The sequence below is a fragment of the Clostridium sp. Marseille-P2415 genome (genome assembly GCF_900155545.1).
GTDB lineage: Bacteria > Bacillota > Clostridia > Lachnospirales > Lachnospiraceae > Lacrimispora.
The window spans coordinates 3,587,977-3,604,377 of record NZ_LT732526.1 but is presented as its reverse complement, the minus strand read 5'-3'; the positions used below and the strand labels follow the sequence as shown (position 1 = coordinate 3,604,377).

The window sequence follows — 16,401 nt, the reverse complement described above, 5'->3', positions numbered from 1 at the left end:
GATTTCAGCCCTGACTTTTTCTACCTGGGTTGGAGGTGCCGTTTTGCAATGCATTTGACAAAATGGGATTATAGCTGTCGTGAAATCAGCCTTCGTAAGGGAATACCGATTACAACTGCGATGACAGTGAGGATGATATCCTTTGGAATAAATGCGACCATGGAGTAAGCAAATACGCCCCAGACAGACATATCTCCGGATAATGCCGCCCATTGAAGGCCGCCGATTGTTTCATTGATCAGCGTACCTAAAATGGGAAACAGAAACGTAAGGAAGGTGTTTAAATGCTTGCTGCCTGTTTTGGGCCTTATCCCGCATAAGAGCGCCATCAAAGGCCAGGCCCATATGTAGCCGCCGGTAAATCCAAATAAAGAATTTAACCCCCCTTGGAAATTTGCAAAAATGGGAAGGCCCACGGACCCCAGAAGGATATAAACAAGGGTCGCTAAAAAGCCAAGCCTCGATCCCAGGATCGTGCTTACAAGTGCCACGCCGAAAATCTGGATGGTAATCGGAACACCTGTAGGCATGGGAATGGATATCTGGGAAATCACGGCAAGGACAGCCGCAAATATCCCGGTCAGAACCAGTTCCTTTGTTGAAATCGGACGCTTAACGGCTGATGCCGTATCCGTTTGAGAAAATTGTGCTGCATTCATAATGTCAGACTCCTTTATCGTAGTATGAAATTCTATTGAAATGGTAACACATGAAAAAATAGATGTCAACTATAAATAAATACGAGGTTAACAATGAAAAAGAATGGAGGTAAAATGAAAATTTATAGGTAAAAAGAGATATAAAATATGAAAAAATATGAGGCTTGATTAAACATAATACACAAATAGGAAAAAATATAAATATCTGGAAAAATAACCGGTTTGTAACCAGCCTGATGTATACTGATACAAAAATGTGTAACCTTTTTTAGCTTATAAATAGATACTGATATTGAGGGGGAAGGGAAATAAAGGAGGATTTGGGTATGAAGGGCGCTATAAGGAACGTACACCGCTTAAAAAGGGTAATTGCCTGGTTACTGACAGCTGCAATTGTTACCGGAAACATATCACAGCTTACCGTTACTACGGCATACGCTGCGGAAACATCGGAGCGTAAAACCGCATCTTCTTCCAATGCGGGGAAGGCATCTCCATCAGAAGCGACCCCGTCAGAGGCAAGGCGGATCATTGATGTCAGGGTCACTCAGTCTGCTATTGAGAAGGTTTTAAAAAAGGATTTTGACAACAGACCGGAATTAAAGGAGGAACTGGTTCCTTTTGAAGGGGAACAAAAGGAACTGGTAATACAAAAGCTGTATGAAGAGCTGGAGGAGAAGACCCTGGTGCTTCAGAAAAAAGTAGGAAAAGCCATGTATATGGTAGTGGTTTCCGATACTCTGGATGGAGAGCCGTTTTTTGAAACCGAAAAATCGGAACGGATCAAACAGGAATCTGCTCTTCAAAATGTTCGGATCATTGGTGTGAACGGCTATAAAGACCGGGAATGTGAATTCCGGCTTCGGATCTTAGGCGATGATTTAACAGTAACGAATGCTGAGCTGGAGGAGTACGAAGTTGTTGGAGAAAATGCACAGGAAGAAGCGGTCACGAAAACTTCGGCGGCCGGAGATCATTCCGGCAGCTCCGGTATCAGGGAAACAACCGCTGTAACAGAAGGAGAGACAAAGGCGGATGAGACCAATGTGGCAGAAAAAAACAGTACGGAACCGGTTGAAGAAATCCGGGAAAAGGCCGGAGAAGTTAAAACAGATGACACAGCGGATGAAACAGAGGATGCAGCGGAGGATTCAATCGAAGCTGTTGAGGCTTCTGAGGATGTGGTTCATGAAGAGGATGTGAACCAGGAAGAGGAAATCAGCAATGACAATGCTTCTGATGATGAAAAATCCGATGAGAGAGATGCCGGGGCGGACGGCGAAGCGGTTTCCATAAGCAGGCGCATCACAGGAGCGGATGGAGTTACCTTAACAAAGCATGAAGTTCCTGTACTTTTCCGTACCGCGGATTCGCTTGCAACGGATTCCGAAGCAGCGGGTGAAACTTTTTATCAGGAAGAGCCTGATATTATTTCCGTAGGTGAAACCAGGGTCTTATCAGAAGAGGAAAGAGCTGCTCTGATGGGAACGGATGCAGACGAAGGAAATGACGGGAAAAAAAGCGTAAGTTTATTCTCCTTTACCAGCCAGCCATCATTCAGCATGGTGGTCCGCAGCTTAGGAATCACAACGTTAAACACGGAAGTGAGCGGTGAAGAGGAAAAGCTCACGCCTTATGAAACCGCTCTGACCTATTATGGACCGGATTCCACAGAAAAGAAGGATACCGTTGAAATTAATCTGGCACAGAGCAAAACCGGCTCCATAAAGGCGGGAATTCTGTATACCTATACCATCACCTATACCATGCAGGCAGCGCCCCTTTATGAATATGCGGCAGGCGGGAAGCTTTCCCTGTTTGATACCTATGAGAACTCAAGGATTGAATTTACCGTTCCTGCCGGCATTGCGTTAGAGGAGCAGGCAGGAAAAGTGAAACTGATCTCCTCCAACGGCAACAGCAAGGTCTATGAAATCCGTGTGGGGGATGAGCAGAATGCGATCCGTCCGGGTAAGTCAGACAGCATTGCCATAAATGCGTTTATTGACGGGAATGGGGAAAGAGCGGTAGGAGAACACTTTAAGTTACCTGAGGACAGCGTTGCTTTTTATGCCGATGTTAAGGTTGCAGATAAGACAGATAAGGACAATGTTACCTACCCGGGAAACATTGAAACGGTCACTTATGCGGAACAGCCGGAGAACACCTCATTGATACTTCAATCCGATGATGTATGGCATATCAAAAAAAGAGTATATCCCAATGATCAATCTTATACGGTCGTAAGGGATGATGCCGGGAATCCGGAGTTTGTGGACATTACGTATCTTATTGAAATGGGTATATATGGAAGCTCGGGCGAAATATCCAGGCAGCCGGGAGGCACCATTTATCAGACGTATGGACGGACCGGTTTTCTAAAGGATAGCTTTCAGATCACAGATTCCTTAAAAATCACTACACCCAATGCCCCGGAGGCCATGAAGCCTGTCTCTGTAACCGCAAAATGGGGAGATGGCTCGAAGGTGAATTTCACTGACAATCCGGATGGGTCCATCACCATCGATGAATTCAAGACACAGGGGCAGAATGCGGCAGACCATATATTTGTCTCAGAATCAGCGCCTACCTACAGTTCCTATCTGGTAACGGCCCGCTATCCATATGAACCGTTTTTACTGAAGTACAACGATGAACGGGCTGGAGATGATTCGGTATTTACGGTCAACAATTATGCCCGGCTGGAGTACACCAAGCTGGGAACAGCTCAAAAGGTGACGGAAGACTCTGCTGCGGCTGTTGCAATACATGAAGTTAATAAACCGGCTGTGATTAAGATTAAAAAAGAGATTGATGAAGGCGTTGGGGTCATTCAGAAATATGGTCTGGCCATGGAGAAGGAATACCCCGGGATGGCAGGTTTTGAGATATTTTCCCTGGATTCGGACAACAAACGGATTCCGTACACTAACTACACGGTTATAGACAGATATAACAAAAAAATTGACAGTGATAAAATTGTAGTTAATCCATCAAACGGGGAAACGGAAAACGGTTATTATACTACAGGCGAGGATGGTTCCATTCGGGTTCAGGTTGATCCGGGAACGTATGTCATTAAGGAAGTGAATCAACCGGTAGGAACCGAATTCAGCTCCGCGGCGGTAGGAACTGCAGCCGTTGGGAAAGAGGAAGACATTAAGGTCACTCTGAAGGCAGGGGAAACTGCAGAGGTTACGGTTATTAACGGAGTCATAGGTAAAGGAGCCATAGAATTTTATAAGAAGGCCCGTACCTGGAACAGCGCGGATCTGGCTGACAAGGATCTTAATTCCCTGGAGGGAGCGGAATTTTCTCTTTATCAGAAGAATAAAGAGGGGAAGCTGGAGGAAGTCAAAACTGTAAAATCGGATGGGAACGGAGCTGTCTTATTTAAGCCGGTCACACCGGGCCAGTACGTTGTAAGAGAAAAGAGCGCCAATGGCTATATCGTTGATACGAAGGATTATGCTGTAACCGTGGCTGCCGGCCAGACTTCTCCAATCAGGCAAAATGGGAATTTTATTGTTAATACATTAAATGAAGCAAAAGTAAATGTTAAGAAGTGGATTCAAAACGATCAGGGCGGTTATAGTAAGGTGCCGGAAAGCTTCCGGGGAGATTTTAATGACAGATTCTGGTTTGAAAAATCCACAGATGGGATCACATGGACAAAAGTAAGCATTGATTCCAGGGTCACGTATTCTCTTGACGGCAGCAGCCGGTTTATGGCCACACTTCCTGTTTCCGATGGGGATAACCGTAAGATTCTTTACCGCGTTGCAGAGGAGGTGCCGGAGGGATATTCAGACGGCAATGGATATGGAAACGGCTATTCCTGTGAAACAAAGGATAACAGGACCTATGTTTATAAGACCTTTTCGTTAGAACCTTTAAAGACAGCTTTCGTTGACCTGAAAAATAATAAAGGAGGTACGTTAAAGCTTCAAAAGGAAGCATGGTCAATCAATTACGGGTCGTTAGACAAGAATGCTTCAAAGCGGGGATTTCAGTTTAAACTTTATGCTGCATTTAAGTACAGCGGCTATTTATATGAAGTATCGCCCGGAACCATCTATACCACGGACAGCAACGGTGAAATCACAGTCAAAGGCCTTGATGTTACCAAAGATTATTATTGGTGTGAGGTCGGAAGCGACGGCAGGCTGGAAGTGGATGATACTGGAAAAATGAGGAATATGTGGACTTTTGAAGGGATCAAGCCTTTTATCGGTCCTTATGAGGTAAACAGGGAAAGTGATACGTCTGTAAAGGCATACAACATTCCGCAGAAGATCCCTTACTGGCTTTATAAAACCGATATTACAGATAAAGACAATGATATTTCCGCAGAGTTTGAAATAACAAAAAAGGGGAGTGGAGAAGTCGTATGGAAAGATTACGTTTCCAGGGACGGCAGATATGTTTCCCTTGATCCGGGAACCACTTATACTGTCGAAGAGATAACGCCGCCTTTCAATTTTGAAAAAAGTGGGAATCGTGATATTACGACTCCGTCCGGGCCTGTAACAAGGGAAAAGCTGGAAAAATGGTTTGGGGAGAACAGCAAAGAGACTCGTCTGACCTTTGAAAACAAGCCATATAAATCGGTTCTGATCAGAAAGATACAGTATTATACCGGTGACCGTGAGGATGAGAGTGCCAGAATCCCATTTGAAGTTTATGTAAAAAACAATGGCAAATTCGGAAAGACGGGCAGCCTCTACTCCAATGAACTGACCCCGCTTGCTCCCGGAACGTATTATTTTAAAGAAGTTGTTCCCAGTGGATTTATCAATTCCTATTACCTGCTGTCCGATAAGGCGGAAGGGATTCATCCGGATTATGAAGTTCGCGGGACTGATGTGTACTATGGGCCGGTTATTGTAACTGCTGCATCAGCAGCCAATGAAAAGAATCAGGAAATCAATCTGGGAAAAGGAAACAAACCGTTAGAGAATTACCAGGACTATGGAAAGGTAACAGTAACCAAAAAGGATGCCTTAAGAAATACTGCCCTGAAAGGAGCGGTGCTTGGTATATTCAGGGCGGACCAGTTTGATGTGAATCACTGGGCGGACAGCATAAAAAAACCGATCCAGAAGTTAACCACCAGTGGAAACGGCCAGGTGACCTTTGACAGCAGGAATTTGAAAATTTTTGATGGCAGCGGAAACAGGATCTCCTATGTTATTGCTGAAATCACACCTCCGACCGGTTATCTGCAGTCCTATGAAATTCTTACTACTGCGCTAAAGGAAGGCACGGTCATCACTACGGTCAACGGAGATGCGGGCGGCAGTGCCCTTGTCATTCAGAATGAACCAAAGCTGACCATCCGCACTCAGAAATACTGGCAGGATGAATGGAGTTATCAGTTCTATCCGGTTGACCATGTTCTTGGAAATGTAAAGCTGGCGCTTTATAAGGTAAACCAGGCCGGCATTGCGGAGTATGTTAAAACGGAAACCACCAATGCCTATGACGGCATTGCAACCTTCTATGATATTAACCGGAATGATACCTATTATGTGGTTGAAGTACGGGTTCCGACCAGGGAAGAAACCGGATTTGGCTTTGACTTGAATATGAAAGATAAAACACCTTTGGCGGAAGGAAACGGAGAACCTCCGAAGACGCTTTCGGCAGCAGACTTAGAGGCAGGAAAATACAATGCGGTTAAATATACGGGAAAGGACCTTGTAAATACTGCGGATTCTCTGATCCAGTATACCGGTCCGCTTTACAACTATAAGCCCTGGGTTCAGTTTCATATATTAAAGACCTGTGATGGGATCGCAGCCGACGGAACCCGGCACACGCCGGAGCCGGTTAACGGAGCGAAGTTCACCCTCTATAAGATGAAGGCGGAAAATAAGAATCTGTCTAAAATCAAATTAGAAGATCTGGAGGATGAAACCCAATTTGAGAAAGTAGACAATTATGAAAGCGGTACCCGGATCGATCCGGCCACAGAGAAAAGGGCAGACGGCCAGTTTGATACGGCCATTCTGGAAACCGGCAAGGTATACTGGCTGGTAGAGGAAGAGGCAGCTCCTGGCTATAAATTACCTGGCGGACGTCAGATCGTAGCCGTATTTGCACCGGAAAACTCCGGATATAAGGATTATAAGGGAATGCTGCATTTGTATAAAAGCGGCCGCAATGAAAAGATCGCTGTGGTGAAAAACCAGCATGGGGAAGACCCGGGTGGACTTTCTGCGTACTATTTCCAGATTGCATTAAATAAATGGCTGGGGGATGATACAAAACCAAATGCTGAGCCAACGCTCTTGGGTGGAGCGAAGTTCCGGATATGGCTGGTGGATCCTGAGACAAAAGAAAAGCTGCTTCCCATTGAAGTGGTTGAAACCGGTCTGGAATCGGATGATCATTATAAAACAGGCTATGCTCTTTCCCAGATGATCAACATGGGGAAGCTAAAAACTGAGCTTGAGAATAAGGGGCTTGATCCGGAAAAAGTTCTTAAGCTTGATGAAGGCAGGGAACAGGTAAAGGCGGTCTTTGCCCTGGAAGAGGTTTATGCGCCTTCCAAGGTCCAGATGGATACAACGCTTCATTATCTTGAGGCAGCGGTTCCGAAAAATAAGGATTATATTGATGAACAATATTTCTGGAAGACAGGAAAACCGGAGGCGTTCCGCCTGATAAATAAGGTGTCCGGGGAATATCCGGTAACATTTGTAAAATACGGATACCGGCCTGATACCGGCACTTTTGGTAAAACAGATGAGGAACTGGCTGGCCTGGACATTGATAAAACTCCGTTAAGCGGAGTGAAATTTGAAGTCTGGCAGTATCAGTGGAAGGATACCGGCTACAGCTATGTTAAAACGGGAACTTATACGACCGGAAGCGATGGCCGGGTAACGGTTCCGGGTGGCTTAAAGGCCGGGCATTACAGGCTGAAGGAAACTCTGACAGGCGGGCAGCAGAAGAAATATATCACCATGTATACCGGCCAGAGCAATCTTTGGAGATATTTTACGGTAGGGAGCACGCCTTCCACTGTGACTGTTTACAATCCGGAGAAGCCGGATCTGGAGATTGAAAAAACCACATGGAACGGGGATCCTTCCATAAGCCTTAACGGAATTGCATTTACCATCCAAAAGTCCGGGAGCAGTGAGATAAAAGCTGTTACCGGGAAAATGGAGGACGGCAGATTTGCTGCCAGCTTTAAAAACCTGGACAGCGGCGTTTACACCATAAAGGGAGAAGCCTTAAGTGTTGATGCGGCAAAAGCCGTAACCAATGTTTATTTTGAAACGTCAGCGGTAAATGTGGGATATATGGCCAAAGCCGAAGGGGAAAAGGTGTATTTAACTCCTGCAGGAGACAGCGTGACAGGTAAGACCGTGTCCGCAGCCGTTAAAAATCCGCGTCTTGCGGAGCTCGTTATCCATAAAACAGATGCGGAAACGAAGGAAAGTGGCCCGGTGATGGCAGGAGCTTCCTTTCAGCTGGAATATTTGAAGTTCCGGTCAGGCACTGACTTAATCGGCGGCGTGCTGCAGAATGTGCAGGATGAAGGTTATCAGAAACCGGAACAGGGCTTTGAGGCCATATCAGGAAGTCTGACCGATAACGGAGACGGCACCTATGCGCTTAAGGACTGTTCGCCGGGCTGGTATAGGATTACGGAACAAAAGGCTCCGGAAGGTTATACGGCTGCCGCACAGCCAATGGTTACGGCTGTTGTGGGAGATATGGCAGCAGGCTATGAAGAAACGGCCGATGTGACCTTTGAAAACAGAAAGAAAGCAGAATTAACAGTAACCAAAAGGCTTGATTTCGGCGATGGTTTCCGGAACGATGGGGACATCGCGCAGAAGCTTCCGGCTGAAATCGTATTTGATGTTTACACGTATTCCGATCATGCTTATAAGCGGGTATTGGATGAAGGAAATAAACCGGTCCAGGTAAAAATTCGGAACTTTAGGGCTCAGGATGGTTACTATACCGCAGCCGGGACCGTACTTCTTCCTCAGAATCCGGAAGGCGGTGCCTACTATCTGAAGGAACAGGAAAATCCGGACTGGATGATTCCGGCAGAAGGTGGAATTCAAAACGGAACGCTTTGGGCAGACGGCTATATTCAGGCAGGAACGGGAGCCGAGTTTACTTCCGGCAGCCCGGTATCCGTTGTGGTTAACAACCAATATGCGAAGGCAAAGGTAAGCCTGACCAAGGTTGACGGTGCGGATCCTTCAAAGAAATTATCCGGGGCAGCCTTTAAGCTGTATTCCGATCCGGATCTGACCAAGGAGGTCGGTGATTTCACGGAAATCGGGCAGAGCGGTGTATACGAAATTGTATTCTCCACCAAGTCTTATAACCCCGGAACATATTACGTAAGAGAAGTAAATGCTCCGGCAGGCTACATTGCGATCCAGACAGCCATACCGGCGGAGGGGTTAACAGTCGAAACCGGTATGGAAAGCCCGCTCACCGTACAGAATCAGGGCGGCATTGATCTGCAGATCACCAAATACAGCGGGAATGGAGGCACGGAATCATTAAAAGCCGGATTAGACTTTGAACTCTACCGGAAATCCGGCAGCGGCCCGTGGAACTATGTTGCCGGAGGAACCACCGATTCCGGGGGTGAACTGGCATTTCGGGGGTTGGAGCTTCCGGCAGGCGATTCTTATGCCGTTTATGAGGTTACGAAGAAGGAGCAGGGGTTTGAAACATACCGTATGGCTTCCTTTGAAGGGGAGGAAGGAACCATCCTTCCGACAACCGCGGATGTGATAAAGAACGGGGAAACAATAACCGGTGTTGACCTTTATGTGCTGACAGGAAGCGGAACCGTTTCTCCGGGTGTATATGGATTTAAGGCCCATAACCAGGAAGCTCTGCCTTTAAAGCTCATTAAGAACGATGTAAATAAGTCTGATAATCCGGATGGTGCAATTACAGCATTTATGAAGGTTACAGACGCAGAAACCCGCAGACAGGTGGGGGATTTAATCGCCGTACCATATGGGGAAACGGGCACAACCATACAGCTGTTGCCGGGAACCTATGAGATTGAAGAGACTGCGGTCACCCGGAACAGCCAGGGCTATGTCATCAACAAGGATGATGCCAGAACAATTTATAAGAAAGAAGTAACAATTAAAGAAGGAGAAATTCCCGGTTCCTGCGAGTTCACAAATGTGAAACAGAAGACCGGAGTAACACTGGATAAGACATCTTCCGCAGCTGCGTTAAAGGATCTTTGGTGGAATGACGGCCAGACTGTAACCTATACGCTGACTCCGAATGTGACCAACAGCATACCGCTGGATCAGTTTGTGATCAATGATACAGGATTGCAGATGCTGGATGCAGGTAAAAATGTTCTTTCTGAGGATGAGTATACCTATGAAAAATATACGATCACCTCAGTAAAGCCGGGAAAAGCGGCGGAGCAGAACCGGATCAGGGACGCAAAGACAGGAACCATTATGGCGGATGTGACTTTCTATGATTTTAATGGAAATCAGGTGGGAGAAGTGCAGAGTGTCCGCGTATCCGGTGACGGTGAGATCAGTCCGGTAAAACCGGCCGGCGGCAAAAAGGTGAGATCCTTCCGGATCAGCTACCGGAATGACACCCTGAAAGGCTCTACGGAGAACCAATATGTTCTCGGCCAGGATTTTGTGCCCGGAAGCGTAGAGGTCACGGTTAAGCTGAGCCGTCAGGATGCAAAGCTGTCCAATGGAAATTATAAGAAAGAAATCAAGTATATCCGTAATCAGGCCGATGCGACCATGTACTTCAGGAAATGGGATTGGAACGGAACACTGACCCAGGGTCAGGAAACGAGTGAGGCAAGGAAGGACTGCGACCTCCAGGTTGTTCAGAGCCAGGCGCCGGTTATCTCGGTAAAAAAGAGCGTTGATCCGGTCAGAAGCATACAGCCGGATGATACCCTGACATATACGCTTTATGTAAAGAACGCTACCACAAGTGACGATTCCGGCATTGTACCGATGAGAAGGCCGGTCCTCATTGACCATGTTCCGCCTGGAGTTACCGTTTCCGGAGAATCCAACGGAGAAAACCGCCTGTTAAAGGCCGTTGAGTTAAAGGATGGACCGAAAGGAGTTACGATTGAAAAAACCATCAGAAAGGTTGATGCGAAAACCGGTCAGGAGACTCTGTTCATTCAGCTGGATGGGGAGTTAAAGAAGGGGGAATCCGTAACGGTCCAGGTAAAATCGCAGATTGCCGGGAGCATTATCAATTATGGAAAGAATATTCTCAATGAGCTCTACGTTACAAGTGATGTTCTGCAGCCTGCATTTTCCTTAAACCAGACAGGTGCTTCCTTTATGATTGAGACCTTGACCGGAAGCAAATGGCCCAGCGCGGACTTACCAAAGGATGTGCAGCTGCCGGATGAAAAATACCGCACCTACGGGTATGCCTCGGACTCCGCCGAAAACACCATGAGCACCGGAACCGGGCTGATTCTCCATAAGGAGGTAAAGGGGAACTTAGACACGAGATTTGTATCCGGAACAACGGTGGGCAAGGTAGCAAAGAGCGCGGAAGATGGGGATATGACCGATTATGACGGTACCGTATTATACCGGCTTACTGTGAACAATGCTTCTGCCACGGATTTTGTGACCCAGCTGCAGCTCATGGATATCCTTCCGGTCAAGGGAGATTACAGTACCGGCAATTTTGAACGGCTCAGTGATTACCGGCTGGGATATGAGAATATCCAGTCGATCGCCATTGAGAACAGGACAGATAACACGGCGGGACGAAAGGTCCGGGGCTTTGACTATCAGGTGACTTACTCCGGCGAGGCGTTTCAGAACAAAGAAACAACAAGAGCGGGCAGGGACTCCATGCTGAATGATAACAGCGATGGATTCTGGAACGGCGGTATCAGTGATCCGACGGCCATCCGCATTAAAATCACGGATCCCGGGTTCTATCTGGCTCCGGGCGAGAACCTGGTGGTGACTTATAAGGCGGCGGTTCCGTATACCACAATGAAGGAACTGGATGAGGAAGCTTATGGGTATGCGGTAAACGATTTTGCAACCTCCTACAGCTATAAGAAAAACTTATCAGAGACTTCTGACACCAAATTTTCACAGGTTCAAACCAGCAATGCGGTTCAGGTAGTTCTGGTTCCTGGCAATGTAAAGGTATCAGGACGGATCTGGATCGACGATAATAACAACGGAATACAGGATGAAAGTATTGAGAAGGATCATCTGCTGACTGATTTGCTTCCGGTGCTTCAATCCGGTTATTTTAACGTCAGCCTGCTAAAGTACAGTAAGAGCGGTGACGATGAAGCGGCAGGTACGGCAGGGTTAAGCGATGCCAGATTCTTATTTGATGGGCTGACCCCGGCTAAGCCGTTCGGAATAACCGGATCCGAATTCACCAAAGAGCAGGAAGACAGCTGGTACAGCGGTCAATCGCTGATCCCTTCGAAGCTGAAAGGGGAAGATCCTGCCCATTACCGGATTTATGTGACCACCGGCACCATGCCGGAAGGATATGAGGATCTGGTGCTTAAGCTGGCGAAGCCTGTTATGCTTGCAACAGGGGTAAATCAGGAAGCCGGAAGATCCAGGCTGCCTCAGACTCTGGCAGCAGGGGGCAGCAATTACGGGGAAAGCCTTGACAGCAACTTTAACGAAGTCAAGGGCTCTTATGCCTCTGAAGATTTCTTCCTGTGGTCGGCAGGAGATGACTATGACAAGACAAAGGACATTGGTTTCGTACCGTACAGAAATGTAACAATTAAAAAGATCAACCAAGCCGGTAACCCTGTGGAGGGCGCTCACTTTAGAGCATATGGCCCGTTTACCAACGAAGAAATGAAAACATTTCGTGAAACCGGAATTACGGACGCAAGCATTCTTGGTGCTCCGGCGGCTGAGGGAAGTACTGTCCTGTCAGACGGTGAGGCAGTATGGAATGCCGGGGAACTCCTGTATTATCGGAATTACATCATTGTAGAGGATGGTGCTCCCGCCGGATATCAGATCGCTGATGCAAGGACCGGGGATATGAGTGTCATGGAATCCTATCAGGTGAACGGTCAGAAGGCCTGGGTATTGCCCAGCAAGGAGTTTAAAACGGCTGAGAATGCGGTACCGAGCACCATAACGGTTCAGAACAGCTATGTGTCGGGAATGCTGGAGTTTACGAAGGAAGACGGACTGACTGGTAAAGAGCTGGCCGGAGCAGCATTCCGGATCGAGAAAAACGGTACGGTGGTAGAAGATGCATGGAAAGCATTTACGGCAGCTATGAAAGCTGATCCGGACTCCATGGGAGTGGCTGAGGTAGAGGCCACAGACAGCTCAGTCGATTTTGAAGTGGCATCAGGCAAGGTAACACTGACAGGAATTCCATTTGGAAGCTACACCCTGTCGGAGATCCGGGTGCCGGATGGATATGATATCACAAAGAAGCCGGCGGATATGACATTTCACATTGAAACCGACGGACAGAAGGCAGTGCTTGCGGACCATGAAGGAAACATCATTAAGAATACCAGGACAGAGTACGGCTTAAGCCTTAAGAAGGCAGATAATGCCGGAAATGATAAGGTATCCGGAATAAAGTTCGCCATTTACGGTCCCGGAAAGTATGGGAACAGTTCCTGGATCCCGTTTGGCAAAACGAAATTTAAGTTAAACGATCCGTCCGGGAACGGATATGAAGTGAAAGAAACCAATGCAGAGGGCCTCGTTACCTGGAATCTGCCTTATGGGGATTACAGGATCGAAGAGTCGGATGCAGCGGGGTATGAGACGGTTGAGCCATTTTACGTGAGAATTGATGCGAATGGAACGGTATCCCTGTTGGATGCCGAAGACCGCAGCGAGCTTACGTTAAACAGCGCGGACCAGAAGCAGATCAACGTGGCAGTGACAAATGAGGTCAGGACGGGAGAGCTTTCCATTGAGAAGGTCGACCGTGAGAGCAGAGAAGCCATCGCGGGAGCTCAGTTTGAGCTCAGCGGAACCTCTGTGATCGAAGGGGCGTTCGCTGCTTACCAGAAACATGTTACCGGGCTGGGCGTTTCCGGTGTATCGGCAGGAAACGACGGCGGAAGGCTCTGGATCCGGTTCCAGGTGGATGGAAGTTCAGATTCAAAGACAGGACTTTTGACACAGATTCCATACGGCAGCTATACGCTGAAGGAAATTAAGGCGCCGGAAGGATATCTGTTCAGCAGCGGAAGTGAATGGACCAGGGAGTTTAATATTGAAAGCGATGAAGGGATCCGTCTGACAGGAAACGATGCAGTGGTTAATATTCCTCATGAACTGAACATTGAAAAACGGGATAAGGTGACGGATGAGGTGCTGTCCGGTGCTGTATTTGTATTAATGAATGCAGATGGAAAATATGTCAGCCTGAATGAAGATCATTCTTACAGCGGGTTTAACGACAGCGAATTGGATGGTTCCAGGTTCACAACCGGAAACGACGGCAGGGTTACCATAAAACGCCTGCCGGCAGGAAACTATATTTTGAAGGAAATCGAAGCGCCTGCCAACTATGCAGTATCTGCAGATCAGCCGGTCACGGTACTGCAGTCAGGCAATACAGAGACTGTAATCGTATATGATGTGAGGAACAGGGCCCAAATACGTATCAACAAGGTTGCGTCCCACGATCATGAAAGGAAGCTGGGCGGAGCAGTATTCGGGATTTACTCCGATGAGGGTCTGACAGCACTTGCAGGAACTATGACAACTGGAAACGACGGCTTTGGGGAATCAGAAATGCTTCCTCTGGGGACCTATTATGTGAAGGAGCAGAAGGCTCCTGCAGGTTATGAGGCAAGTGACAGAGTATACGAAGTGACATTAAAGGATGACAGCCAGGTCTTTACGGTCCGGGCAGATGGCAGTGATTTTATAACCAATGACTATGGAACCGGTTCTCTGGTATTTGATAAAGTTGACCGCTTAACAGGAGAAGCCCTTGCGTCGGCCCGGTTTTCTCTGACAGGGAAGGAAACGGAGGTAGACGGTGCCTTTGATCATTTTGCAGCAAATCTGGTTCAGAGGAGCCAGGAAGAGCTGGAGGCAATGGGGATCAGCGGCGTTGAGACGGAGGCCAGTGTTATCCGCTTTACGGCGGTAAACGGTCATGTAAGCATGGAAGGGCTCCCATACGGAACCTATACGCTTAAGGAAGAGAACGCACCAAAAGGATATTTAAGCCTGAATGGAAAGGCTGAGTTTACCTTTACCATTACAGAGGATCAAAAGGCGGCTGACCTTGGCAACGGCAATCAGGTTGTCAACGAGCGGGCACAGTTTGAACTCCGGCTTAAGAAAGTGGATGATCTTGGACGCAGCATCAGCGGAATGCAGTTCGAAATATTGGGTCCGGGCCGGTATGAAGAGGAGGGTATTTTATCCGTTTTTGGGGCTGGCCGGTTTAACGCGAGTGCAGAATCTGACACTGGGTTATTTACGACTGACGGCGACGGACTGATTCTTCTGGGCTTAAAACACGGCGATTACCGGATAAGGGAGATTTCTTCCGGCCGGTATGATCCCATTGGTCCATTCTATATCAGAATTGATGAGGAAGGCAATGGAAGCATCTTAAAGGATAACAGCGGCGCGGCTGCTGTTTCAAAAGACTCATCTGTAACCCTGACAATAACCAATAAGATCAGTACCGGAAATCTGGAACTGGAGAAGGTAGACAGCGAAAACACGGATAAGAGGCTTAACGGAGCAGAATTCACGCTTACGAACCTTTCAACCCTGGTTCCGGGAGCCTGGGACAGTTACCGCTATCAGGCAGCGTCAGAGGGCGCTTCCTGGACGACAGGGGATGTGGCCGGAAATACCATAACCTTTGTGCTGAGCGGAAGGGGAGTCATTACAAACCTGCCCTATGGAACCTACCGGCTGACAGAGACAAAAGCGCCGGATGGGTATATCCTGGGCAGCGAACCATGGACCGCAGAGTTTACCGTCAATGAAACAAGTAAGGTGATCCGGCATACTGCACCTGTGTTATTTACAAAGACCAACGGCGCAATTGCCAATATGCCTTCAAAGATCACCGTAATAAAGACCAATGCGGTCTATGCGGATACAAAGCTTGGCGGTGCCGGGTTTATCCTGAAAGCTTCGGATGGCAGATACGTAAAATTGAATGGTGGTTCCTTTGACGGATATACAGACGAGAAGGCGTCCGCCGGAACGTTTGTAACTGACAGCGACGGACAGTTTATCATTAAGAGACTGCCGAAGGATACCTATACCTTCATTGAGACAAAGGCTCCGTCCGGATATTATATTAACGATCACATCCCGCCTGTAACTCTGGATGGAATCAACAGCTTCACCATTACCATACAGGATGAGAAAATAAGGAACAGCGGGGGAGACAGCGGCGGCGGACGTTCCCCGGGAGGTTCTTCCGGTGGAGATCCTTCAAACGGTCCCGGTGTTGTGACGATTATACCGGACCAGGTGCCTCTTGCCGGTCTGCCAGGCGACGGATCCGTTGATCTACTGAATATTGACGACGGAAACGTACCGCTTGCCAATCTGCCTAAGACGGGCGAACGGAAAAATGCCGCCGGAAAGGTGATGGTAGCATTATCCGGATTCATGATGGCTCTTTATGCGGCACTTAGCAAAAAGAAAAAGGAAAATTAATAAAATAAAGTAAAACCGTTTATTGACTTTATTAAATTAACTTGTTATAA

2 protein-coding genes are annotated in these 16,401 nt (G+C 47.5%); one reads left to right on the top strand and one right to left on the bottom strand.

The window, feature by feature from the left end; translation table 11 throughout:
- Positions 1 to 68: 68 nt before the first annotated feature.
- Positions 69 to 659 (bottom strand): biotin transporter BioY, encoded by a 591-nt coding sequence (locus BQ9856_RS21420; RefSeq protein WP_077612822.1) that lies wholly within the window; start codon positions 657 to 659, stop codon positions 69 to 71.
- A 326-nt stretch (positions 660 to 985) separates the two neighbouring features.
- Here BQ9856_RS21420 and BQ9856_RS21415 point away from each other — a divergent pair, with 326 nt between their 5' ends.
- Complete coding sequence (locus tag BQ9856_RS21415; protein WP_077612821.1) at positions 986 to 16,351, top strand: doubled motif LPXTG anchor domain-containing protein; 15,366 nt, start codon at positions 986 to 988, stop codon at positions 16,349 to 16,351.
- The last annotated feature ends 50 nt before the right edge of the window (positions 16,352 to 16,401 follow it).

Excerpts from the sequence above, each read along its gene's own strand:
- BQ9856_RS21415 (WP_077612821.1), top strand. The coding sequence starts at position 986 with ATGAAGGGCGCTATAAGGAACGTACACCGCTTAAAAAGGGTAATTGCC.
- BQ9856_RS21420 (WP_077612822.1), bottom strand. The coding sequence starts at position 659 with ATGAATGCAGCACAATTTTCTCAAACGGATACGGCATCAGCCGTTAAG.